The organism is Variovorax paradoxus, from assembly GCF_009755665.1.
Classification (GTDB): Bacteria; Pseudomonadota; Gammaproteobacteria; order Burkholderiales; family Burkholderiaceae_C; genus Variovorax; species Variovorax paradoxus_G.
The window spans coordinates 5,091,972-5,115,751 of sequence record NZ_CP046622.1; the positions used below are offsets into that span (position 1 = coordinate 5,091,972).

General features: G+C 64.0%; 10 protein-coding genes and 1 tRNA gene. 6 read left to right on the forward strand and 5 right to left on the reverse strand.

Going from position 1 to position 23,780, the window contains the following annotated elements:
• The first annotated feature begins 7 nt into the window (after positions 1-7).
• From GOQ09_RS23760 to GOQ09_RS23770, 3 genes are all read left to right on the forward strand, one after another.
• The gene (locus tag GOQ09_RS23760) at positions 8-8,851 is read left to right on the forward strand and encodes a hemagglutinin repeat-containing protein (protein ID WP_157616152.1); all 8,844 of its coding nucleotides are present in this window, start codon (positions 8-10) and stop codon (positions 8,849-8,851) included.
• Positions 8,852-8,917: 66 nt separating this feature from the next.
• On the forward strand, positions 8,918-9,580 hold the full coding sequence (locus GOQ09_RS23765; RefSeq protein WP_242630929.1) for a response regulator transcription factor: 663 nt from the start codon (positions 8,918-8,920) through the stop codon (positions 9,578-9,580).
• Positions 9,581-9,618: 38 nt separating this feature from the next.
• Positions 9,619-11,445 (forward strand): sensor histidine kinase, encoded by a 1,827-nt coding sequence (locus tag GOQ09_RS23770; RefSeq protein ID WP_165442117.1) that lies wholly within the window; start codon positions 9,619-9,621, stop codon positions 11,443-11,445.
• A 40-nt stretch (positions 11,446-11,485) separates the two neighbouring features.
• On the opposite strand, the gene GOQ09_RS23775 is transcribed toward GOQ09_RS23770, so the two are convergent.
• A complete protein-coding gene (locus GOQ09_RS23775) occupies positions 11,486-12,160 on the reverse strand; it encodes a hypothetical protein (RefSeq protein ID WP_157616155.1) in 675 nt (224 codons plus the stop codon).
• A 219-nt stretch (positions 12,161-12,379) separates the two neighbouring features.
• On the opposite strand from GOQ09_RS23775, the gene GOQ09_RS23780 reads away from it, so the two are divergent.
• Together GOQ09_RS23780 and GOQ09_RS23785 are read left to right on the forward strand one after the other, a co-directional pair.
• Positions 12,380-12,622 (forward strand): helix-turn-helix transcriptional regulator, encoded by a 243-nt coding sequence (locus tag GOQ09_RS23780; RefSeq protein ID WP_157616156.1) that lies wholly within the window; start codon positions 12,380-12,382, stop codon positions 12,620-12,622.
• 314 nt (positions 12,623-12,936) lie between these two features.
• Positions 12,937-13,446, forward strand: a complete 510-nt coding sequence (locus tag GOQ09_RS23785) for a DUF1993 domain-containing protein (protein ID WP_157616157.1) — start codon at positions 12,937-12,939, stop codon at positions 13,444-13,446.
• A gap of 319 nt (positions 13,447-13,765) precedes the next feature.
• Here GOQ09_RS23785 and GOQ09_RS23790 read toward each other — a convergent pair whose 3' ends face one another.
• From GOQ09_RS23790 to GOQ09_RS23805, 4 genes are all read right to left on the reverse strand, one after another.
• Entirely contained in the window at positions 13,766-17,560 is a 3,795-nt protein-coding gene (locus GOQ09_RS23790; RefSeq protein WP_157616158.1) for a zinc chelation protein SecC, read from the reverse strand.
• A 619-nt stretch (positions 17,561-18,179) separates the two neighbouring features.
• Positions 18,180-21,134: a KAP family NTPase gene (locus GOQ09_RS23795; RefSeq protein ID WP_157616159.1), complete on the reverse strand. Its 2,955-nt coding sequence runs from the start codon at positions 21,132-21,134 to the stop codon at positions 18,180-18,182.
• Positions 21,135-21,520: 386 nt separating this feature from the next.
• Positions 21,521-21,595: transfer RNA gene (locus tag GOQ09_RS23800), tRNA-Arg, on the reverse strand.
• Between the two features lie 43 nt (positions 21,596-21,638).
• Positions 21,639-22,307 (reverse strand): TetR family transcriptional regulator, encoded by a 669-nt coding sequence (locus tag GOQ09_RS23805; protein ID WP_157616160.1) that lies wholly within the window; start codon positions 22,305-22,307, stop codon positions 21,639-21,641.
• Between the two features lie 176 nt (positions 22,308-22,483).
• Between GOQ09_RS23805 and GOQ09_RS23810 the strand changes: the two genes are divergently transcribed.
• Entirely contained in the window at positions 22,484-23,773 is a 1,290-nt protein-coding gene (locus GOQ09_RS23810) for an efflux RND transporter periplasmic adaptor subunit (RefSeq protein ID WP_157616161.1), read from the forward strand.
• The last annotated feature ends 7 nt before the right edge of the window (positions 23,774-23,780 follow it).

The following is a 23,780-nucleotide window of genomic DNA, read 5'->3' on the forward strand; positions in this document are numbered from 1 at the left end:
ATCGCTCATGAACCACATCTACCGTGTTGTCTGGAATGCCGCCTTCGGCAGTTGGGTCGCCGTGGCCGAAACCGCGCGCGGACGCGGCAAGGGCGGCAGGCGTTCGCGCCTGGCCGCCACGGCCGTGCTCGGGGCCGCGCTGTCGGCCGCGCAGGCGCAGATGCCTTCCGCCGTGCTCGCCCCCGGCGGCCAGGCCAACGCCTACGTTTCGCCCAACGGTACGACGGTGGTCAACATCAACGCCGCCAACCCGGCGGGGCTGTCGCACAACCGCTACCAGCAGTTCAACGTGAACGCGAACGGCCTGGTGCTCAACAATACGACCAGCGCGCAGCAGATCAACTACCAGTCCCAGCTCGCCGGCCAGGTGCTGGCGAACTTCAACATGCTCAGCCCGGCCCGCGTGATCCTCAACGAGGTGGTGAGCAACAACCGCAGCACGCTGGCCGGCTTCACCGAGGTCCTGGGCAACAAGGCCGACGTGGTGCTGGCCAATCCCTACGGCATCACCTGCTCGGGCTGCGGCTTCATCAACACCGACCGGGTGACGCTCTCGACCGGCGTGCCCTTCTTCACCGCGAACGGCGCGCTCGGCGGCTTCAACGTCAACCAGGGCGACATCCTGATCGCGGGCAGCGGCCTCAACGCCACGGCGCAGCAGGTGCTGGACCTCGTGACGCGCTCGGTGCGGCTGGACGCGAACCTCAACGCGCAAGACCTGGGCATCTTCGCCGGCCCGAACCGATGGGACTACGGCACGCGCGCCATCACCGGCAGCGCCGACGCGCTGGGCAGCGTGCCGAACTACGCCATCGACAGCTCGGCGCTGGGCGGCATGTACGCCAACCGCATCCGCCTGGTGGCCACCGAAGCGGGCGTTGGCGTGCGCATGCTGGGCGATGCGGCGGCCAGCACCGAGGACTTCGCGCTCTCGGCAGCCGGCCGCATCGAGCTGCGCAACCGCCTCTCGGCGCAGCGCGACGTACTGGTGGCGAGCAGCAGCACCGATGCCACGGCCATCGCGCTGGCAGATGCCACGCTGACCGCTGCCCGCGACGCCCGGGTGGCCGCAACGCAGGGCGGACTGGCTCTTGACCGCGCCTCGCTCATTGCCGGCAACGACCTTGAGGCGAGCGCGATGCGCATCGACGCGGGGCAAGGCTCGCGACTGCAATCGGCACGCGTCCTGGAGGCCCGCGCCACCGCGATCGACCTGGCCCTCGGCGCCGCGGCCGTGCGGGCGGGAGGCGACATGCGCCTAGCTGCGGCCGGAACGCTGTCGACCGCGGACGGCGACGGACAGGGCGTGCAGAGCACCGGCGGGCAGCTGACCATCGATGCGGCGCAGGGCATCGCCAATGCAGGCACCATCACGGCCGACCAGGGCGGTGTCACGCTGCGCGCGAACGGCGTCATTGCCAACAGCGGCCAGATCAACGCCGGCCAGGACCTCGACATCGCCGACGCTGTGGGCGGCGCGACCCAGGCGATCAACAACCGCGGCAACCTGCTGGCGGGCCGGTCGATGACGACCCGAGCCGCTGCGATCGACAACAGCGGCTGGATGCAGGCCGGCGGAGCCAACACGATCGACGCCGCGAACCTGCACAACAGCGGCAAGGTGATCGCGGTGACCGGCACCGCCACCCTGCACGTGGCAGGAACGCTCTCCAACACCGGCAGCGTGCGCGCTGCCCAAGACATTGCCGTCGCTGGCCGCAACGGCACGGCCGTGCAGGTCCTGGCCAACAGCGGCGACCTGCTCGCCGCCCGCGCCATGGACCTGAACGCCGCCGCCTTGAGCAACCAGGCAGGTGGCTGGATCCAGGCAGCCACCGGCTCCATCATTCGTGTCGGCGGGCTCGACAACAGCGGGACCTGGCTGCTGTCGCAGCAGGCCGGTGCGGCGGATCGCATGGAGGTCGGCGACACCCTGCTCAACAGCGGCGTCGTGCAGTCCGCCGGCAATGCAGCGATCACGGCCGGCGTGCTGGACAACCGCCATGTCATCGCCGCCGCGGGGAACCTTGGCGTCAACGCCTCCGGTGGCATTCAGAATGCCGGCGGCGCCGTGATGCAGGCAGGGCAGACGCTCTCGCTCGCGAGCGGCGGCGCGTTCGGCAATGCCGCGGGCGGCACCCTGGCCGGTGCGAACGTCGCGCTGAGCTCGGCGCAAGGGCTGGACAACGCCGGCGTGGTGGATGCCACCAGCGGAAGCGCCATCGTGCGCGCGGATGGCACCATCGCCAACAGCGGAACGATCCATGCCGGCGCCTCGCTGGACATCGCCGACCGCAGCGGCGGCGCCACCGAGGTGCTCGACAACAGCGGCAAGCTGCTCTCGGACGGCAGCCTCGCGCTCGCCGCAGGCACCACCCGGAACCAGGCCGCCGGATGGATCCAGGCCGCGGGCGGCAGCCAAATCGGCCTTGGCTCGCTCGACAACGCGGGCACCTGGCTTCTGTCCACGCAAGGTGGGGCGGCGCCGAGCCAGATGAACGTGGCGGGCCTGCTGACCAACCGCGGCACGCTGCAGGCGCAAGAGGATGCAACCTTCAGCGCGAGCCGCATCGACAACCAGGCGGCGGCATTGCTGCGCGCCGGCGGCCGCTTGCAGGCCAACGTCAGCGCGGCCGATGGCCTGGGTAACGCTGGCACGATGCAGGCCGGCAGCACGCTCGGCATCTCGGGCGCCGGCAGCAGGCTTGCCAATGCAGGCCTGATGCTGGGCGACAGGCTGGCCATCTCGGTCGCCGAGATCACGAACGCCGGCACGATCCAGGGCGGCGGGAGTGCGGATTCCAGCGTCGCGGCCACGGGCAGCGTGGACAACCAGGCCGGCGCGACCATCACCCTCGCCAGCGGGGTCACAGGCGGCGGCACGCTGTCCGGCCACAGCATCGCCAATGCCGGCATGCTTCAGTCCCTGGGCGCGCTCACGCTCGGCATCGGCAGCGGCGGGCTCACGACCCAGACGGACGGCACGGCAGGCCACGGAGACATCGTGGCCAACGGCGCGCTGACGCTGCAAGCCCTCGGCGCCAACAGCTTCACGGCCGTCGTCAACGGCACGCTGCAAAGCGGCGACCTGCTGCGGGTGCAAGGCGACGCCAACTCCATCCTGGCGCTCAACGGCAACGCGCTCGGTGATTCGATCGCCGTGAACATCGGCACGGTGAGCGTCGGTGCACTCGCCGCGATGGCGTCCCAATACACGCTCGCCCTCGACGCCTCGGCGCTGTCGCTGGCGGTCCAGGGAACCGGCGCTACCGCCAAGACCGGCCGCATTCTCGCCGCGGTGGATGCAAGCCGCCAGGGCAAGGGCACGATCCATGTTTCGAATGCGTTCACCAACGACGGCCTGCTGTTCTCGGCCCACGACCTCGAGGTGCAGGCTCCGTCGATCGCGGTCGGCGCTACGGGCGCGATTTCGGCATTGAACGACCTGAAGGTGCATGCCAACGGCGGTGCGCTCGACCTCGCGGCCGCTACCCCCGATGCACAAGCAGGCAACCTGAACAACGCGGGCCTGCTGTACGCGGGCCGTATGCTCACTGCCCAGGCCAACGGCACGCTCGCCAATACCGGCGACATCCACAGCGACGACAGCCTCGCGCTGCGCGCGAACACGCTGCTCAACGGCCGCATCATCAACGCCGTCAACGACATCTCGATCGTGGCGGCCACGCTGAAGAACGAAGTCCCCGGACTCGAGCGCATCACCACACGCGGCCCCGACAGCACGCACGCCGAGATCGCCTCGCGCGACGACTACCAGAACGGCGCCGCTACGGGCGGCAACAAGGACGAGGCCACGCTGTACGAATACAGCTACACCACCACGCAGTCCTATTCGCAGCCCCTGCCGCAGGTCATGCCGCAGATCACGGCCGGCCGCAACATGCTGCTGGCCTTCCATGAAGGCAGCAACATCGGCGGCACCATCTACGCGGGTTCGTCCATGAACCTGCAGGGCTTCTCGCTCGACTCCGCGCAGGCGGACGGCAGCCTGCATGCCGCCCTTGGCATCGCGGACGATGCGGGCCACGGCTTCCAGCTCACCGGCGCGAAGTTCACCAACGACAACCTGGCGCTCACCACCACCACTCACATCGTGCGCTACTCGCTGACGACGAAGTACGAGGCGCTCGGTCCTGCGACCGATTACGAAAATCGCCTTTGCGACCGCAACGGCACGTGGGACGCCGTCTGCTACACCAGCGGGTACGAAGACAGCCCGCAAACGCCGAGCGCCAACAACGTGCTGAGGGCCGGCCTCTACACCGCGAGTCTGCGCGGCTCCGGCTTCAGCCTCTTCAACAATGGCTCCACGGCGCAGGACGTGGGCAGCAACCAGAATCTCGACGGCGTACGCGAAGGTGCAGCGCCCGCCTCGACGAACACGCCGCGCTCGGTCGACCGGGGCGCGTCGCCGGACCGCACCCTCAGCCAAGCGCCGAGCATCGCCGGCGCCGCCGTCGACGCCGCATCTTTTGGCGGCAGCACCGGCACGCGCCCGCTGCCGGCCATGTCCTTCCTGGACGCCAACGCGGCCAATGGGGTGCGAGGCACCTCCTTCGGCGGCATCAACATCGCGCTGCCGACCAATCCGAACGGCTACTTCGTGACGGCGCAGTCGCCGGGCGCGAGATATCTGGTGGAAAGCAATCCGCTCTACCTCGCGGGCACCGCCTCGGTCGGATCGGACTACCTGACTCGGCTGCTCGGGTACGACGCCGACAAGCTGACCATGCGCCTTGGCGATGCCAGCTACGAAGCCTGGCTGGTCAAGCAGCAGCTCATCAAGCAGACGGGCAGTGCGGTACTCGCGAGCTACCAGGGCGCGGACACACAGATGAAGGGCCTGATGGAGAGTGCCGCCAAGCAAAGCGACTCGCTGGGCCTGGTCTACGGCAAGGCACTCACGCCCGAGCAGCAGGCATCGCTCAAGCAGGACATCGTGTGGATGGTGCAGACCGAGATCGGCGGCAAGGTCGTGCTCGCGCCGGTGGTCTACCTCGCGCAGAGCACGAAGAACAAGATCGCCAGCGGTGCCGTGATCTCGGCCCAGGACGCCGACCTCAGCCTCACTTCGCTGACCAACACCGGAGGCACCATCGTGGGCGGCCGCTCGCTGGTGATCGCATCGGCCGGCGACATCACCAACCTGTCGGGCCTGATCAAGGGCGGCAACGTGAGCCTTAGCTCGACGCAGGGCAGCATTGTCAACAAGACGGCCAGCGAGGGCGGCGGCGGCGAACATTTCTACAACACGGTGCTCGGCAAGACCGCGGGCATCGAATCCACGGGCACGCTGTCGCTGGACGCGAAGAAGGACATCACGAATCTCGGCGCCGCCCTGAACGCCGGCACCGACGCGACCCTGAAGGCCGGCGGCAACGTGACCTTCGACACCATCGAGAAGAAGGAAACAAGCAGCACCTTCTCGAACATCCAGGTGAAGAACGGCAGCGGCACCAGCGACACCACCCGAACGAGCGTCACCCAGGTGAAGTCCGGTCTCACGGTCGGCGGCAACCTGGCGGTGCAGGCCGGCAACGACATCACGCTGGCCGGCACCGATGCCAAGGTCGGCGGCAACGCCGACCTGCAGGCCGGCAACAACCTCAACATCATCGCGCGCGAGAACACGACGACGACGCACACCGAGACCAAGGCCAGCGGCCTGGGCATGAACAACTCGCTGTACGGCACCACGGAGACGACCAGCGATTCGCTGTCGGTGCGCAATGTGGGCAGCAGCGTCGAAGTGGGCGGCAACGCCAGCCTCGCCGCGAAGAACGACATCACCGTGCAGGGCTCGAACGTCGACGTCAAGGGCGACGGCAAGATCAGCGCCACCAACGTCAACGTGCTCGCCGGCCGCAACTACGACGAAACCCACACCACGACCAAAAACACGGGGGTGATGCAGGTCGGCGCTTCCGGCAAGGGCTCGGCCAGTGCCGCGGCGGCATCGAAGGCCGGCTCGGGGCGCGGGCTCGCCAATGCCTCGGCCGAGGCGTCGGCCGGCGCGGCCGGCAAAGGTGCCGCCGGCCTGGCCTTCAGCTCGACCACCACCACGACCACCGACACCACCGACCTGCGCCATGTCGGCTCGAACCTGAGCTTCGGCGGCAACCTCGCGGTGGACGCATCGAAGGACCTCACGCTGCATGGCTCGAGCGTCAATGCCGGCGGCAACGCTACGGTGAACGCACAGAACGTGAACCTGCTCGCCGCGGAAGACAGGAAGACCTCCACCACCAGCACGACCACCACCAAGATCGGGCTGATGGCCAGCACCGACAACAAGGCCCAATCAGGCGCGGGCGTCAGCGCCTCGGCCGCAGGTGGCAAGGGCAACCCGAACGCAGGCGCCGGCGCCAATGCCGGTGCCTCGGCTACGAGCGAGAACCATCTCGACGTCTTCCAGCAGACGAAGAGCACCACGCGCACGCTCGACACCACGCATCAGGGCTCGGCCATCAACGCGAAGGGAAACCTCGACGTCACGGCGCGCGACAACCTGACGCTCGAAGGTTCGACCATGAGTGCGGGCAAAGACATGAGCCTTGCGGCGACCGACATGAGCTTCAAGGCGGTGCACGACGAGCACCAGGTGTCGACCACCAGCAGCAGCACCACCGCGGGCCTCTATGCATCGGGCAAGGCGCAGGCCGGCGCGAGCGCCGAAGCCGGCGTGGGCATCGGCGCCAAGGCCGGCGCCCAGGCCAATGCCTCGGCCACGGGCGAAGTGGGCCTGTACGGATCGAACACCAAGGCGAGCTCCGTGGAGGGTTCGACCACGGCCGTAACCTCCGGCCTCTCGGCCGGCAACGACATCACCCGCAAGGCGGCCAACAGCATCACCGATGTGGGCACGCGCATCGAGGGCGGCGGCAATCTCGACCAGTCGGCCAAGACCATCACCAGCCTGGCAGCGGCCAACACCACCTACGCCTCCTCGGAGAGCACGAGCCACACCGCCAAGGTGGGCGCCTACGGCGAGGCATCGGCCAGCGTCTCGGCGGAGGGCCAGGTCGGGCCAGGCGCCAGCAAGCAGTCGATGAACGTCGGTGTCGCCGGCGGCGTGAAGGCGAGCTACGAGTACGGCAAGGAGACCGCGCAATCCAACAGCAGCACAGCCGTCGTGTCCACCATCAGGATGGGCGGCAGCGTCAGCAGCAGCTCCAGCGGCCAGACCACGCTCGAAGGCACACAGATCGAAGCGAAGAAGAACGTCACGCTGGATGCCGGATCGCTCGACTACAGGGCCGCGCAGAACACGAGCAGCAGCAGCTCCAGCACCACGAGCGCCGGCGGCTCGGTCAAGGTCGACATCGTCAACAAAGGCGGCAGCGCCGAAGTCAGCTACCAGGGCGAGAAGAGCAAGGAGAGCACCAGCACCGCCGTGACCGGCGGCATTGCGAGCGGGGGCAATCTCACCATCAGGACGCAGGGCGACACCCGTCTGGAAGGCACCAACATCGCCGCGGGCGGCGCAGCCACCGTGGATGCGGGCGGCAAGCTCGACTTTGCGGCAGCCAAGAACACGGCCTCCGCGAGCAGCGAGCAGGTCGGCGTGGCAGCCGGCGTCACCGCGACCAAGAAGGGCGGCAGCGGCAACGTGGACGTAAGCGTCGGCAAGTCGCGCAGCAGCCTCGACCAGGACGTTGCCGGCAGCATTTCGAGCGGCAGCGGGCCGCTGACACTGCGCAGCGGCGGCGACGCGAGCTTCACCGGCACGGCCATCGCCAGCACAGCCGGCGACGTGACGGTGGCCGCAGGCGGCAACCTGGCGATGAACGCGGCACGCACCACCGCCACCAGCGAGTCGCTCAACGTCGACGTCTCGGCCGCGGGCGGCGGCGGCAACAAGGAGAAGGTCATTGCTGCGGGCAACACCTTCGTCGGCAGCACACCGGCCGACAAGGGCACGGCCGTCAACCACCGCAGCGGCGAGGCATCGCTCGGCGTCGGTTCCTCCAAGTCCAACAGCAACATCGCCACCGGCGGCAGCATCTCGAGCGGCGGGAAGATCAGCCTGTCCTCGGGCGGCAACACCTCGCTCGAAGGCACCCAGGTGGCGGCGGCCAACGGCGTGGCCGTCGACACCGGCGGCAGCTTCGAGACCAGGGCGGCCGTCAGCACCAGCAGCTCGCAGGTGGTGGGCTTCTCCGCCTCGGCCTCCGGCTCGACCATGACGCCTTCCAGCAAGACGAATCCTCCGGCCGGAGCGCCAGCGCCAGCGCCAGCGCCTGCTCCGGCGCCCGCACCTGCAACCACGACCCCGCCTGCGCCCGCGCCCGCGCCCGCGCCCGGCACCGGCAAGCCTCCGGCGACGCCGCCTCCCGCGACGCCAGGGGCCGGCAAGGCACCGGCGGTTTCCCCTCCGCCCACGCCCGGGAGCATCAGCAAGCCACCGGCCGTACCGCCGCCGGCCACGCCCACGCCTGCGCCGAAGGCTCCCGCTTCTCCCTTCGAGCAGCAAAAGGGCGGCGGCATGGCAAACGTCTATGTGGACAAACAGAAGAACACTACCGTGCAGAACACCACGATCAGCGGTGGCGCGGGTGGCATCGTCGTCAACCAGGGCAAGTCCACATCCGGCGCGCCACAGATCAGCGCCAGCGTGCCGCTGCCCCTCGCCATGCCGACGGGCAAGGTGCCCAAGGCCCTGACCAGCGACGGCAAGCCGCTGCCGGCGTGGCTGAAGTTCGACCCCAAGACCGGCACCTTCCAGGGCAAGCCGCCGGCCGGCTTCAAGGGCGAGCTCAAGGTCGACGTCAGCGTGCCGCAGGCCGACGGCACGACAACGACGGTGCCGATGCGCTTCTCCGGCCAATGAAATGAAAGATGTTGAGAGAATCCAGCCCTACCCTGCCGCCCGCACGGGCTGATGAAAGAAGAACACTTGTTGTTGAACGTTTTGATCGTCGATGACGACGAACCCGTGCGCAGGCGCCTGCAGCGCATCGTCTTGCAGGTGCACGGCCACGCGCTGTGCGTGCAGGCCGATTCGTTGGCGCAAGCGCGGGCGCAGCTGGCCCTGCGGCGCTTCGATCTCGCGCTGGTCGACGTCGGCCTGCCCGATGGCAGCGGCATCGAGCTTGTGGAATGCATGCAGGTGCATGCGCCGCAGACCGAGACGGTGATCGTCTCCAGCCTCGGCGACGATGCCACCGTGCTGCGCGCCATTCGCGGCGGTGCGACCGGCTACCTTCTCAAGAACGGCGAGGACGTGGAACTGGAACTCTCGCTGCGCAGCATGCAGCGTGGCGGCGCCCCCATCGACCCCGTGATCGCGCGGCGCATCCTGCGTCTGGTCGCCGCGCCGCCCGCCGCGCAAGTGGTTAGGATGGCGGCCGCCCCGGCGGACGCGGGCCTGCTCAGCGAACGCGAGATCGACGTACTCGAACTGGTGGCGCAGGGACAGAGCAACCGCGAGATCGCGCAAAGCCTGTACATCTCGGTCAACACCGTCGAATGCCACACCAAGAACATCTATCGCAAGCTTGCGGTGCGCTCGCGCGCCGCGGCCGTCTACAGCGCCCGGGGGCACGGCCTGCTGCCCTGATCCGATGCGGCCGCGTACTGCAGCAGCTGCTGGCGGCCTTGCTGCTCCTGCTCGCGGGCTTGGCGCCGGCCGCCGCGCTCGCTGCGCCCGGCTTCGAACGCATCGAGGCCGTGCGCGCCGACCCGGCGAGCCCCGACACCCCGCCGGCCGAGGGCTGGACCGCGGTGACGCTGCCCGACGCCTGGGCCGAGCGGTGGCCGGCGCACGATGGCGTGGTGTGGTATCGCCTGCGGTGGAACGAGCCCGCTGTGGCCGGTGCGCCCGCGCCGCGGGGCCTTGCGATGGACTATCTCTCGATGGCCGGCGCCATCTTTCTCAACGGCGCCCTGCTGGCACGCGACCCGCAGCTCGAGGAGCCCCTGTCGCGCACCTGGAACCATCCGCGCCACTGGCTGCTGAGCGCACCGCTGCTGCGCCCAGGGCCCAACGAGCTGCTGGTTCGCGTCTCTGGCCTTGCAGCCTATGCGCCCGGCCTGGGCCCGGTGATGGTGGACAGCCCGGCCGCGGCCGCCGAGCACTACCGGCACGAGTATCTGATCCGGGAGTCGCTGCATATGCTGAGCCTGGGCATCACCCTCGCCATGGGGGTGCTCTACGGCCTGTTCTGGCTGCTGCGGCGCAACGAGACCTTCTATGGCTGGTTCAGCCTGTTCTCGCTGCTGTGGGTACCCGTGGGCTACAACTACGTCGCGCGGAGCACCTGGCCCTTCGACAGCACCGACACCTACCAGGCCGTCAACATGTCCGCCCTGGTGCTGGGCACCGCCGCCTTCCTCATGTTCGCCCTGCGCTTCTGCGGCCTGCGGCGGCGCCGCGCGGTGCAGCTCATCGGCGGCGCTGTCGGCCTCACCACTGCCGCCCTGTGGCTGGCGCCGCACGCGCTGCTGTCGCCGGTTCGCGGTGCCGCCGTGTTGGTGGCGCTCGCCGCCTACACACTGAGCGCCTGGATCATCTGCCGCCACGCGCTGGCCTTGCCGCGCAAGCGCGAGGTGCAGGCGCTGGCGCTGTGCACCCTTCTGCCGCTGGCCGCCGGCACGCACGACGTGCTCGTGTTCCACGGCGTGCTGGCCACCAACCTCTACTACACGCCCTGGTCTTCCAGCGCGATGCTGGTGGGCATCTCCTTCGTGCTGACCTGGCGCTTCGTGGTTGGCATGCGCCTGGTCGAGCATTTCAATGACGAGCTGCGGCGCCACGTGGAAGACGCCACCCGGCGCCTTTCCTCGATGCTGCACCGCGAGCACGCCACCGAACTGCAGAACACCCGCCTGGCCGAACGCATGAACCTCGTGCGCGACCTGCACGACGGCCTGGGCATGACGCTCAGCGGCCACATCGCCTCGCTCGAGAATCGCAGCGCGGCCGGCCACGACACCGCACTGTGGGCGCTCAAGGAAGTGCGCGACGACCTGCGCCTGATCATCGAAAGCTCGGCACTCGACGACACCGACCAGTTGTTCGAGCGGATCGCTCCATTGCGCCACCGCACGACCCGCGTGCTGGAGGCGGCCGGCATCGAATGCGCATGGACGCTGAAAGGCCTGGACCAGTGCCGCCTCGACGACCGGCGCGCGCTCGACTTTCTTCGGCTGCTGCAGGAAGCGCTGGCCAACGTGCTCAAGCACAGCCGCGCCTCGAACGTGCGCATCAGCATCGAGGCGGCCGACGGGCAGCTCTCGCTCGCGGTGGCGGACGACGGCCGCGGATTCGCCGCCGGCCGCGACGCGCACGCCGGCATGGGCCTTCGCAACATGGAAGCACGCGCACGCCGGCTGAACGGCACGCTCGACATCCAGCCGACGCCCGATGGCACCACCGTGGCGCTGCGCTTTCCGGTAGAGCTGCCGGGGCTGGCCACGGCGTAGTCGATGCCGATCTTTTCCCTGTTCTGGGCATTGGCCCAAGCTACCGCCTTGGATTTCGATCACCCTGCGCGCGAAGCCGCTGGCCGCGATCGATGCCTACGTGGTAAATGCTGGCCAACTCGCATGGTCGCCAGAAATCCAGGCCTTCCAACGCATTGGTAATGTCGATCTTCGCGAGCAGAGAGAACCCCAGGACCACCCCTTGCGCGAATGCCAAGATCAGCGGCTCTGCGTGCTCGGTGCCCCTCAAGCTGCCGCGGATTAGTTGTCCGCCAAGCTCCATGAGCTTGAGTGTGTGGGTAGATGCGGTTGCGGTGCTTTCCTTCGGCAAGCGCAGACACCAAAGCCTGGAGCCGAGCGTCCACACCGTGTGGCGCGGAACCTCCTCGCGCCGCGCCTCTTCGATTGCGATCTGCCTTGCGCGGATTGCACCGAAGTCGTAATGGTCCCGGCCGTAGAAGAATTCAGCGAATTCATCGGCTTTCTTCTCCACGGCGCGTTTGCTCCGTGCCATCTTCTCCCTGGCCCGGAGTCCGGAGACATGCTCGACGAGAGCAGCTAGTTCATCGCCCGACACCCTGCGACCAGACGCCATGCAGCGGTCATACCAGTCCGCCAACTTGGCCAAGGTTTCGCATTCCACATAAGCCCTGTCGAACGGGGCATCTGGAGAGAAGCAAGGGAGCCGCTTGAGCCAGCCCTCAGGCCGCTTCATGGCGACGGCCTTCCGTTCCCTCCCCTGTCCTATCGACTTCGAAGCACCCATAGCGAGCTGACAGCACAAAGGCTGCGCCCACGAGAAACATCCCGTTTGTCATTTCGATCCGATCCCTGAATGATTTTTTTACATCGCTCGGTCTTCGCCGTTGCGTGCTGGATCGTAGCCTTAATAGTCGTTTTACGACTATTCCGTATCGGACTAGACGATGAACGCATGTCCGTTTCTCTTTATCACGCCGAATATGAGGCGCTGCGCAACCTGATGCGCGACGTTCGAGCGAAGGCCGGCCTAACGCAGGTGCAGATGGCCGACGCCTTGGGCGTGGGCCAGTCCTACGTATCCAAACTTGAACGTGGCGAGAACTTTGTCGACGTGCTGCTATTTGCGCGATGGTGTTTGGCCTGCGGGGTCAAGCCGGGCAAAACCTTGGACAAGCTAGTAGGGACGCAGAGCTAGCGACCAGTGAGCCGGTCCTGAGAGCGTCCGGCGTTGTCTGGAAGAAGTTTCGGTACTTCTTTTCTTCTGTTGAGGCCAGTGGGGCAGTGACTCGTATGCAGCGATCGCGGTCTGTCGTGCGCCTGCAATTGACGTCCGCTTCTTGCTAGTGAACTGCCCTTCAACGCGGCTGCTCCGACTACCAGCGGGAAGAAAAGCTGGCCACAAAAGCCGGGGCGATTCAGTTCGCCCTGTGCTGTTAGCCTTACATGGTCGGCAGAGCCTCTGCCACGCCAACTCCGGCCATCGTGCCCAATTTTAGAAGTGAACTCACTATGACCAGCCCGCTGTACAACGCTTCTGTTCCCGTCATGCAGCAGATGCTGCGCGCCCTGTCCGACGTGCTCAAGAAGGCCGAAGACCACGCGACGCAAAAAAATATCGATCCAAATGCGCTGCTGCAGGCGCGGCTGTTCGCTGACATGTTTCCGCTGGTACGTCAGGTACAGATCGCCGCAGACTTCTCCAAGGGCATTGCATCCCGCCTGGCTGGTGCCGAGGTGCCGTCCTGGCCCGACACTGAGGTCAGCTTCGCCGACCTGCAAGCGTTGATCGCCAAAGCTTTGGCCCATATCGGCTCCTTCAAGTCTGAGCAATTTGATGCAAGCGAAAGCCGCGAGATCGTATTGCGTCCCGGCACCCCCAAGGAAAAGAAGCTGACCGCAGGCGCATATCTTCTGCACTATGGACTGCCGCAGTTTTTCTTCCACGTGACCACCACTTATGCCATCTTGCGTCACAACGGTATTGAGATCGGTAAGCGCGACTACATGGGTGTCTACTAACCCAAGACAGACAGGAGTTCAGCCACTCTGGCCACTGCCGGTCAATAGCAACTAGAGCCTCCGTCGCTGCGCGATTTGAGCTAACCGTGGATGGAGGCTCTATCCACCCTAATTTGCTTAGCGCCCGGTCAAATCTGACCAAATGTCTGCTGCGTTAGTCTGTGAATTACACAGTCGACCCGTTGCGGGCGTTCCACGTTGGTCTGCTGATGGCGGCTATGCAGCGGTTGCGGTCGCTGATCACATCGCGGTGAACTCACCGTTCCAGCCTATAGCGGTCATCGAGGTGACCGCACGATTGTCGACCCGATACCGGTCCTCAGCGTATCGCCGACGCTGCCGTCTCCACCAATCTCAGGTCATCATCCAGATCATCGAAGGTGTGTTGGATGCACTGTGTGAGCGGGCCTTTTGCGAACTGCATCGGCACGGGATTCTTGAAGACCAGATGGCTTTCAACGACGCACTCGTCTCCGAGGCCGAGGAACCGGGCTACAACGGCCGCGTGAGATCTCAGAAGTTCGACGCGATCAAGATGCTTTCGCAAGAGATCCCGCTTTCCATCTTCATCGACCTCGCCAGCAAAATCCATCAACTGCTCCGCGATCTCGCCGTATGTCTTCCGAAACTGTAGATCCTTGCACTCTATGACCAAAACCCGCCGGCTGCCCACGTCCCAGGCCAAAACGTCGACATCACCATAGTTGCGATCGAGCTTCCTGGCGAGCACTTTAGTCAGGGCAATTTCGGAATGCGTCTTCCAGCCGAGTGTCTCTATCTTCGCGCTCACGCTGGCATTGAACTCGTGACCATCGCGTCGACGAGCGTGGCCCGCATACTTGCGCATGGCTGGTCCAAGATGTCTGTCGGCATAGGTGCCATAGTAGTAGTTGCCGACCATGGAGCTGAACCCCTCTCTCACAGGGCCCGGAGCGCACAACATCTGAGGATCCGCGTCGTCCGTGAATTGCAGCAGCGGACGCCGCAAAAGACCGAGTCGGCGACGAAACCGCCATGAGGAGATATCTCGGTCGTCATGCCCTTCAGGCACCTGCCGCCAAGACAAACGGGGCAGGAGGCTCAACGCAGTGACGATCTTTCGACCGATCCCGAGATCACCAGCCAGCTCCTCCAGCGCGCTTCGGCGAAGAACAAAAACAGGCTCCTTCATTTCGATGCCGTGATTTTCGACAGCGTCAACGAATCGCCGGAATGCATCCAGCTCAACGCCAAACTCTGCGACCCAGGCATCTAGGAACTCCTGATCCAAGCCTCCGCTCCTCGCGTCCGGCGCGATGCTCGGCACCCGGAGGTTCTTCTCATAGCCGCGCGCTGAATCCTTGTAACGAACCTCGCTGGTCTTGCTGCCGAATTGCTCGATGACGCTGTCTACGAAGTCATGCTCTACATGCACATCACCGAGCGGACGGATGACAATCTTGGACTCCATGAGGCCCCAATGAATCAGGTCGGACCAGCCGCCCAACTGATTAATCTGCGACGCCAGGGTCAGCAGCAAGCTGTGGTCCAACCGGCCAAGCTGTCGACCGCCTTCGAGGGAACAGTCGCACACAGCCATCTCCGACAGGACGCGCGAGCCATGAAACACGGCATTGAGCTTGAACTCCTGGTCGCGCATGGGTCCCAAGGCTGCCGCGGCATCTGTGCGCAATGCCAAGATCGCCGCGGAGGTTCGATGCCATCTGCTTCGTGAGACTGCCGCCACCTCATGGTTGAGCAAGACCTTCGAGAGCACATCGAGGCGATCCAGGCCGCGCAGATACTCGCTCAGTTCATCCTCCAGCCGCCGTACGAGACTGTTCAAAAATACGCTGCAGGCCCGTCTCCCTGTCACGATGCCGCCGTTACGCATGTCGTGGACCTTCCACCCCAGACCCAGTCTCGTAGCCCCGTCCTCGTACGCGCTGATGTTGATCAAGCTCTTCTCGCCAAGCTCGGGAAAGTAGTCTCTGAACTCGCGTGCCGCAAAGACATGAGACTGCCTCGCCTGCGTATTCGGGACGATTTTTCGCAGCAGTTCTTCCGTATCGACCGAAAGTTCGCCAGAGAGGCGAGCTACGCCCGCGATGAGTGCTCTTACCAGCGCGGCTTCTGCAACGTTCAGCGGGTTGTAGAGAGCTCGGTCGAAGTCGGCGCCAATTGTCAGCTGGACAGTCCGACGCGCTGTTTGCACGTCGATCTCGATGGCACGTGCAGCGTCATCGGCCGTTCCCCCCGGTTGCTCCGGATCAAGTCCCACCTGGGGCGCGATGAAAATGCACTTCCACAGCACCGGACCGGGCCCGAGCCCTTCCGCGAAGGCTTCCTCGAAGTGGTCTGCCGAACGCCTGCACCACGTCCCCAGCATTTGCCATCGCTCATAGCTCCCGGTGAAAACGCCGCCTTCTGGTGAAGCCAGCTCGAACCACCACGCCCGTGCGCCCGTGCTGAACATGCCCATGAGGCCGGTGCCGCCCGTCGGCTCGACCTCTCCATAGAGCGGCCGCTGGTTCTCTTCTGAGAAGTGGCTTTGGCCATCAGTTTGCACAAACCTCCAGCTGCCGTCGATGAACTGTTCGGCGTGCATGTCCCAATCGGCGTTGAACGCGCGACGGGCTTCGAGCAGTGCGTTCTGTTGGATGGCAACGCTAAACTTCTTGCCGGCTGCCTCCACAGGGATGTCCGCATGGGGCACCAGATGCCCGTGCTGGGAGTCAGCCCAAGCCACCAGGTTGAGCAGACCATTCATGTTCTGAAGGCTAACGCCCATCTGGGTGAGCTGATCCTGAGCCCTGAAGAGGCGCCAGAGTTGAAGAGGCTCCATCTCGCGCATCCATCCAAGGGTGTGGAAGTTAGCGGCACTTATGTTTTGAACTTTCCAGCGGGAACGGTCGTGCGCGTCCAGGGTAAAAGCAGCCCCTCTTCCGACACCGCAGAAGACGATCAACAGCACGCCGCGCTCAAAACCCTTGGTGTCAGAGCATGCCTTCTGAACATGTGCGATGGCTTTTTCCACTTGGTGGCGCAATTCATCGGTGGGCTTGAAGATCCCACGCAGACCTTCCGGGTGAAAGTCATGAAGCGTGTCGACCACGAACACGACAGCAAGATGCTGTCCGACATCCACTTCACTGGCAACGCCACAGATGCTTCCCCAAGAGCCTCTCTGAAAAGGCAGCATCGGGCCTGCGCGTCCCAAGAGCGGTGAGCGAGAAAGCAGATTTGCGTACTGGTACGTGAGGCGATGCAGAAATATCTCGCGATTCCCATCCGTGCCCAGCGTCTCGATGAAGAACCTGCGGATGGCAGCAGTCACTGCCGTCGGCAGAAGGAGAAATAGACTCCCGTCCGCGACGGCAATCGGTCGGCGCTCGAGTTCCGAGTTATCGATCGACTGATCCCGCAATAGCCCAGGACCATCTGGCCCGAAGACGAAAGGAAGTAGGTGATCGATCTTGAGCCCTGCTTGAGCGAGGTCGGCCATGCTGAACTGCACCAGCTTCTGGAGCTCATTGCGTTGTTGCACCAACTGCTTGGGCAGCACCTTCAGCCCAATCTCCGAACCAAGCTGGTTACGCTGCAACCCTGCGCGACGGCAGACAAGATCCGAAAGCGTGAGAAGTGCGTATACCGCATCCACGACGGCCTGGAACCGTGGTTGCTCCGGGAGCTCATCAATCATTTCCACAACACGCTGCAGATAGAAGGTTGCGCTCTCCCAGGTGCCCTCAAGAACCAGGAAATTGCCACGGCGGGAGAAGATGTTGCCGACAAACACATCCTCGGCCGGGTCCTCAAGATGGCCATAGGCCAGGCCAATGGCCGAGAAGCCCTTCAACAGGATCGGGGATGTAGCGGCCTGAAGGCCGTCGCCGAAGGCGACGCTCAGATGCACGAGCGCCTCAAGGCGGAGGCAATTGGTTTGCAGCGACGGCTGCAGCAGCAGTCCTGCATAAGTTGCGGCCAACCTCACCGGCTGAAAGCCGCGCAGGTCGCGCACCAGCGGCTTGCATTGCGCAGCAATCTGGCGAAGCCCGAGGGATCCCGTGAATGCAGCCATCGCCGCCGCCAATGTGCCGCCGTCGAGCAATTCGCGATTTTTCTGATTGACCATCCTCTTCGCCTCCCGAATCCTTGTGAGCCAGCCCCGAGGCGAAGCCGCACCAGGATCAGATGAAAACGTCCCCCCCCCGGCCACGGCATGTGCTAACACCGAACTAGCCTCATCTTGCCAGCGTTTCTTGCAAGGACGTCTCCGCGTTCCGCGGACCGCATCGGCGAACAGGACCCGCTGAGCTTTGCGGAAGGCTGGCGATCCGGAATGAGGCGGCTCGTGAAATGCTTCATCGGCAGATCCCGTCAGATCGTCCGGCTGTTCTGCAGCGATAGCGGATATTAAGGCGGTCAGCCCGGCTTCGGGTTGTGGGTCCAAAAACGGAAGTTGGTGAGGCCTGCGTAGATCGCTTGAAAGCCCACGCTCAACGCTCAGGGATCAGGACACGCAGCGAGCGTAGGTGCGTGAGCCCAACGCATTGCAGGATTGGAGCGCGAACTCGCCCGCTCACCTAGTGAGTAGGCAGCGGGTCATCCACAGCATCATCCACTCACCAGCGCCTCGCTCCGCCGAACCGAGAACCGACGCGCGTTGCTCCGGAGCCTCGCCCACCAAAGTCGAAGCACTAAGGGGTGCGGAGCGCCGAAACTGCAGCTCGCAGCACTGGACCCGGTTGGCGTCAAGCTGCGATTTCCGCCTCAGGCGTGGAGGGCTCGTCGGCCAGTTCATCGAGCACGGCGAACACGCCATCAAGATCGTCGCGATAAACCGCGATGTAGTTCGATGTGAGGACGCATCGCCCGCTGGCGAGCAGATCGCATCCTCTGATGTGCTCGCGATGTTGTCGCCAGTAGCGCCCCATCTCATTCGCATCCAGCCCTCCGGGAAGTCCAGCCTTGGTCGCGACGTAGCCATCCTCATCATCGCCCGAAAAGAATGAGTTGCTTAGATTCGATAGACAGTGGTCGAGGAATAGAAGTACGTTGTTCTCATGGATTTCAGGGTTGAAGCAGGTGCCGAACACGTAGTCATTCATTGCTTTCGCTATGCCACAGCCGTCCTCAACCCCATCCTCGTCATAGTACCCACAGCCGACACCTGAGCCATTTGGGGGACGCGAATTGCTGAGTTGGTAGATCACGAACAATTTAACAGTTGAACGCGCCGAGGCGACCCGCTGGGCCAACGCATTGGCACCGTGCTCGGACTGAGGGTCACGCGATGCTTCTTCAATAAGCTTCGCAAAGGCTATGCCGAGGAACGCTTCAGCTGGCTCGTCATCTGCTTCCGCAAAGAAGTTTCGCTGTGAATCGATGTAGGTCCGCTTGAACAGAGTAAACACCTCTTGCGACAGCTTCCTCATCCCCATCAAGGCGAGCGTGCTGACCATCCCAGACGTGGCGGCCGTCTTATCGTGATGGACGATGAGTGCCGTGTGCACATTGTGCAGTTGCCCCTTGCGATCAGCGGAACACTGAAGTCTGAACAACATGAGATCGTTCCAACCAAGAACGCCACGATCGGGACTTGCAAGTCGTTCAAGCATCCCCTTCCCTAGATAGGTCCGCTCTCCGAACAACCGCCACGCAATCTCTATAACGTTCTCAGCGCTGTTCGGAAGGCGTCGCCCGGACGTCCTTCCCCAACCGGCACGGTCCAACAGTCGCAGCAGGGAATAGATCGACCGCTGACGCAGTCCCCGGTCGTCGTTCTCGAACGCGGAGTAACGCGGCAAATATTCGATGAGCGTGTCTATAGCGTCTTCGGCCAAAACGCTAGTGAAGTCATGAGACTCATTGACTAGCACCCGCCAGAACTGATCGTGAGCATGCTCTCCCCGCACTAACTCAAAGTCCGGCGATGTGAGTACTGAAACGATAGGTTCGCCCTTTCGAACTCGCTTTATTGCGTCTTGGTACAGAACAAACGTATCCTGCGGCTCTGGAGTCGCAAACCGAACAATGAGCTTGAGGTACGCCTCCAAGTTCCTTAAGCCGCTGCTGTTGAAGCAAGCACGGGACCGAAGAACCGACTCCTCGACGTTGCCTCCACTGCCAATCTCCAACGTTTCAGCATCGAATAACTGCGCCAACAAAAACCTCGCGGTACCCTGCAGCTCGCCCTTCAGCTGTGCAAACGCCTCAGCGTTCTTGAATTCTCGATTTCCGTATTCGCGCCGCAGCGAGAAGGTACCGCTTCGACCCTCAGTCTCCTCCGCATAAATTCGCCGGAACAGCCCGGGGTAGTTCAGATGCAGCAACATGAGGTTGATGAGGTCCCGCTTATTGAAGTCGGTTCTGCCCAAGTTGGACTTCTCGATCTGCATCAGGAGTATCGCGTTGACGAAACGCTTTACTTTGCGCAGGTCGCCAACAAGAGGCAGGTAATTCGCGGCCAGATCACCATCCAGTATGTCCGCCAATTCGTTAAGTACGGCACCGAGCTTGACCATCGTGTCGGACGGCACCGAGCCAAGCTGGCTTTCATCCCGTTCCCAATTACGCCGCAAGAAGTCGCGAAGGCTGGAGCTATCGACGAACAGGCTCAACTTGACCGTCACAAACTTCTCGAGAAACTCGCGCGCCCTAGGACCCTCCTCCTTGCTTCCTGCAAGCACTTCAGTGTCATAGCAGAGGACATATGTGGCCTGAGACAAATTGAACGTCCGCCTCGTTGCGAACAGAACATTGTTCATGGTCTTCGCATCCAGACGATCCAAGTCGTCAATGACGATGATCACGCGGCGGTCGATGCGGCGGAGGACCTCGTCAATGTCATCGAGAAGTTCATCGACCGTTTCCTGCGAAGGCTCCATCGAAAGCTTGAAACCCAGGAACGAAAAATCGGCCTTTCCCTTGATAAGTCGTGAATATCGAGATGCTGCTGGCCTGAATTCTGGAACGAAGACTTTGCTCTGAATCGCGGCCGACAGATCGCGGATCAGGCGGTCTGCAAGGTCGGGCTCCGAGGCGTAGCGAAGCGGCTCGAATCGACAAACAATAACCTTGTCCGTGGCACTTTTCCAATAGTGCTCAGCCAGATTGATGAAACTGGTTTTCCCCACACCCCATGGGCCGTCAACACCAAAGACTAGTCCTGGATGCGCGCCGCTTGAAAGAACAGTTTCTGCGAACGACTTGGCCTGTGCTTCACTTGCAAGTAGATCGTCCTTCTTGTCCCCAATCTCCTCGTCCGCGATAAAGTGCAGCTGCGAAGTCCGCTTTTTCGGCCTTGGCCAGTGTTGCTGAAGGAGAGGTGACAGAAGTACAAAGCAGAGAAGGATGAAGATGGCCGGCGCCCAATCCGGGTCTGCAGACATGAACGCCGCATGTAACTTTGTAAGCAAGGGCGAAGCTAACTCACTCGACCAAGCTCCGATGACCACCGCCCCGAGTAAGTCAATCCGATAGCTCTGCCCGATACGCGCAACAGTCAAGTGTGCATTTCGTTCGACTGCGTAAGTCAGGCAAAGTGCAATCCCAGCCAAGATCCCCGCGACTTTTATCCAGAGTGCAACTTCGATCAGTTGTGGGGCGAAGTTGCCGCCGAGGTAGAAAGCCAGCCGAAAGATCTCCGCTCCGACGAAACCAACAACGAACATTTTGGCGAAGACCAAGAGTTCGGGCATCTTCATGGTTGACTTCTTGGCTGCCATCAACTCCTCCTCCATATGTGACTTGGACTGGCACCCGCCTGCTCAGAACTGTCGAGACATACCGCGACTGCGTGGAAGCCCAGAGCGAGGTATGGATCAAAACACGAAGCATAGCTGCCGTTCACGAAGGTCGGCTTCAGGACCGGAGGCGGACACTTAGGTTGCACATCGTGAGGGACGGCAGCCGGTCTGAAGCAGACGTTGCCGCGCCTTGAATGCGCTTAGCCAAGCTGCTGCGATGCTGTACATCGACCGGCACCTCAGCTACCGTGGAATCCTCGGACTCACCTGGCGATAGAAAAGCATTCCCCAGCCCAAAAAGCAAAAAGACCGGAAGCCTTTGGAGCTTCCGGTCTTTATTTATTTGGTCCCGCCGCCAGGAATCGAACCTGGATCTCAGCCTTCGGAGGGCCGAATTCTATCCGTTGAAATACAGCGAGGAATCTGCGTTCCGGCAAAACCGGAGCCACGCATTATCGCCTATCAGGCGGCGACTTCTTCAGCTTCGTTCTCAACGCTTGGGGTGGAGTTCCGGCCAAAGCCCAGTCCGGCCAGGTAAACGCGGAAGGTGCGCCGGCCGCTTTGCACCAGGTCGAAGGCGGCTGGGTCTAGCAGCCAGTTCTGAATGAGCCCGCTGATGAGCGCATGCAAGCCCTGTGCGGCCACATGGCCGGGCACGGGCAGCTTGATGCTGGCGCGGCGGGCGGCCAGGCGCAGGGCTTTTTCAAAATCGGTGACGCAGGCGTTGCGGGCGTCCAGGTGCCGCTGCTGCACCGAGGCCATGTCGTGCGTGTATTCGACCTTGTGGGTGGCCACGTCGAACACGCGGCGCACCTGAGGGTCGGTCACCATGAGTGTGAGCGCGTGCACCATGCCCTCTTCAATCTCGGCCAGGGGGTCGTCGTTGCCGGCCGCCGCGGCGGCCCGGGGGCCGGCCTCCAGCGGCAGGATGACGCGTTCCATCATGGCGTTGAACAGGTCGGCCTTGTCCTTGAAGTGCCAATAAATGGCGCCGCGCGTCGCGCCGGCCTGCTGCGCAATCTGCTGCAGCGAGGTCTGCGAAACGCCTTGCGCCTGAAACAGCAGCTCCGCGGCATCGAGCAACCGATTCCGTGTAGCCAGTGCTTCTTCCTTCGTACGACGTGCCACCAAGTCTCCTGATTTGTAAAGCCAAGCCCTTTCCGCATCGTGGGGCCATTGCATGCTGTCACTATACATCCATGAATGTATGTAAACTATCGGGCTTCCCCGATGGCCCGGCTGTTTATGCTGGCTTTCTGTTCGCATCGCGAACGCGCCATCTCCCGTCTTTGCTTCAAAGGATTCGCATGCCTCTCCTGCATGTTTCGCGTCAATCTTCGTTCTCGCCGCGCCTCGCGATCGTGGCCGCCGTTGTGGTGCTGGCGCTTGCGGCCTGCTCCAAGGGCGATGCGCCCGCCGGCAAGGGCGGCGCAGCCGGTGGCGGCGCCCGCCCGGCGCCCGAAGTGGGCGTGGTGGTTGCCACGCCAACCGACGTGGGCCTGGTGACCGAGCTGCCGGGCCGGCTCGAGGCCTCGCGGGTGGCGCAGGTTCGCGCCCGCGCATCGGGCATCCTGCTGAAGCGCGAATTCCGCGAAGGCAGCGACGTGAAAGCCGGCCAGTTGCTGTTCCGCATCGATCCGGCCCCGCTGGTGGCCGCATCGCAAAACGCGCAGGCCACGCTGGCCCGCGCAGAAGCCAACGCCGTGCAGGCCAAGGCACTGGCTGACCGCTACAAGCCGCTGGTCGAGGCCAATGCAGTCAGCAAGCAGGAATACGCGAATGCCGTGGCCGCGCAAAAAACGGCCGAGGCCGACGTGGCCGCGGGGCGCGCAGCGGTGCAAACCGCCAAGATCAACCTCGGCTATGCCGACGTGACCTCGCCCATTGCCGGCCGCATTGGCCGCGCACTGGTAACCGAAGGCGCGCTGGTGGGCCAGGGCGACGCCACCGAGTTGGCCGTGGTGCAGCAGATCAACCCGATGTACGTGAACTTCACGCAATCGGCTTCTGACGTGCTGAAGCTGCGCCGCGCACTGGCTGCCGGCCAGTACAAGCGCGCGAGCGGCGAAGAGGCCGCCAGCGTGACGGTGGTGCTCGAAGACGGCACCGACTACGCGCTGCCGGGCAAGCTGCTGTTCTCCGACCTGACGGTGGACCAGGCCACGGGCCAGGTCACGCTGCGCGCCGAAGTGCCCAACCCGAAGGGCGAGCTGCTGCCCGGCCTGTATGTGCGCGTAAAGCTGGAGCAGGCCCAGGCCACCAACGCGATCACGGTTCCGCAGCAGGCGGTTACGCGCACGCAGCAGGGCGACACGGTGTCTGTGGTGAGTGCCGACGGCAAGATCAGCCAGCGCACGGTGAAGATCAGCGCCGCCAAGGACAACCAGTGGGTGGTGCTCGACGGCCTGAAGGCGGGCGAACAGGTGATGGTCGACGGCTTCCAGAAGCTGCAGATGATGCCGCCCGGCACGCCGGTAAAGGCGGTGCCATGGACGAAGCCGACGCCCAACGGCGCGGCACAACCGGCAGCGCCGGCGGCGTCTGCCGCGGCGGCGCCAGCCAGCGGTGCGGCGGCTGCGCCGGCCGAAAAGAAGTAATAGCAGG

Bases quoted from the DNA above. Each gene is read 5' to 3' on its own strand.
- GOQ09_RS23760 (WP_157616152.1), top strand. From the start codon at position 8: ATGAACCACATCTACCGTGTTGTCTGGAATGCCGCCTTCGGCAGTTGG.
- GOQ09_RS23775 (WP_157616155.1), bottom strand. From the start codon at position 12,160: ATGAAGCGGCCTGAGGGCTGGCTCAAGCGGCTCCCTTGCTTCTCTCCA.
- GOQ09_RS23780 (WP_157616156.1), top strand. From the start codon at position 12,380: ATGTCCGTTTCTCTTTATCACGCCGAATATGAGGCGCTGCGCAACCTG.
- GOQ09_RS23785 (WP_157616157.1), top strand. From the start codon at position 12,937: ATGACCAGCCCGCTGTACAACGCTTCTGTTCCCGTCATGCAGCAGATG.
- GOQ09_RS23790 (WP_157616158.1), bottom strand. From the start codon at position 17,560: ATGGTCAATCAGAAAAATCGCGAATTGCTCGACGGCGGCACATTGGCG.
- GOQ09_RS23795 (WP_157616159.1), bottom strand. From the start codon at position 21,134: ATGAAGATGCCCGAACTCTTGGTCTTCGCCAAAATGTTCGTTGTTGGT.
- GOQ09_RS23810 (WP_157616161.1), top strand. From the start codon at position 22,484: ATGCCTCTCCTGCATGTTTCGCGTCAATCTTCGTTCTCGCCGCGCCTC.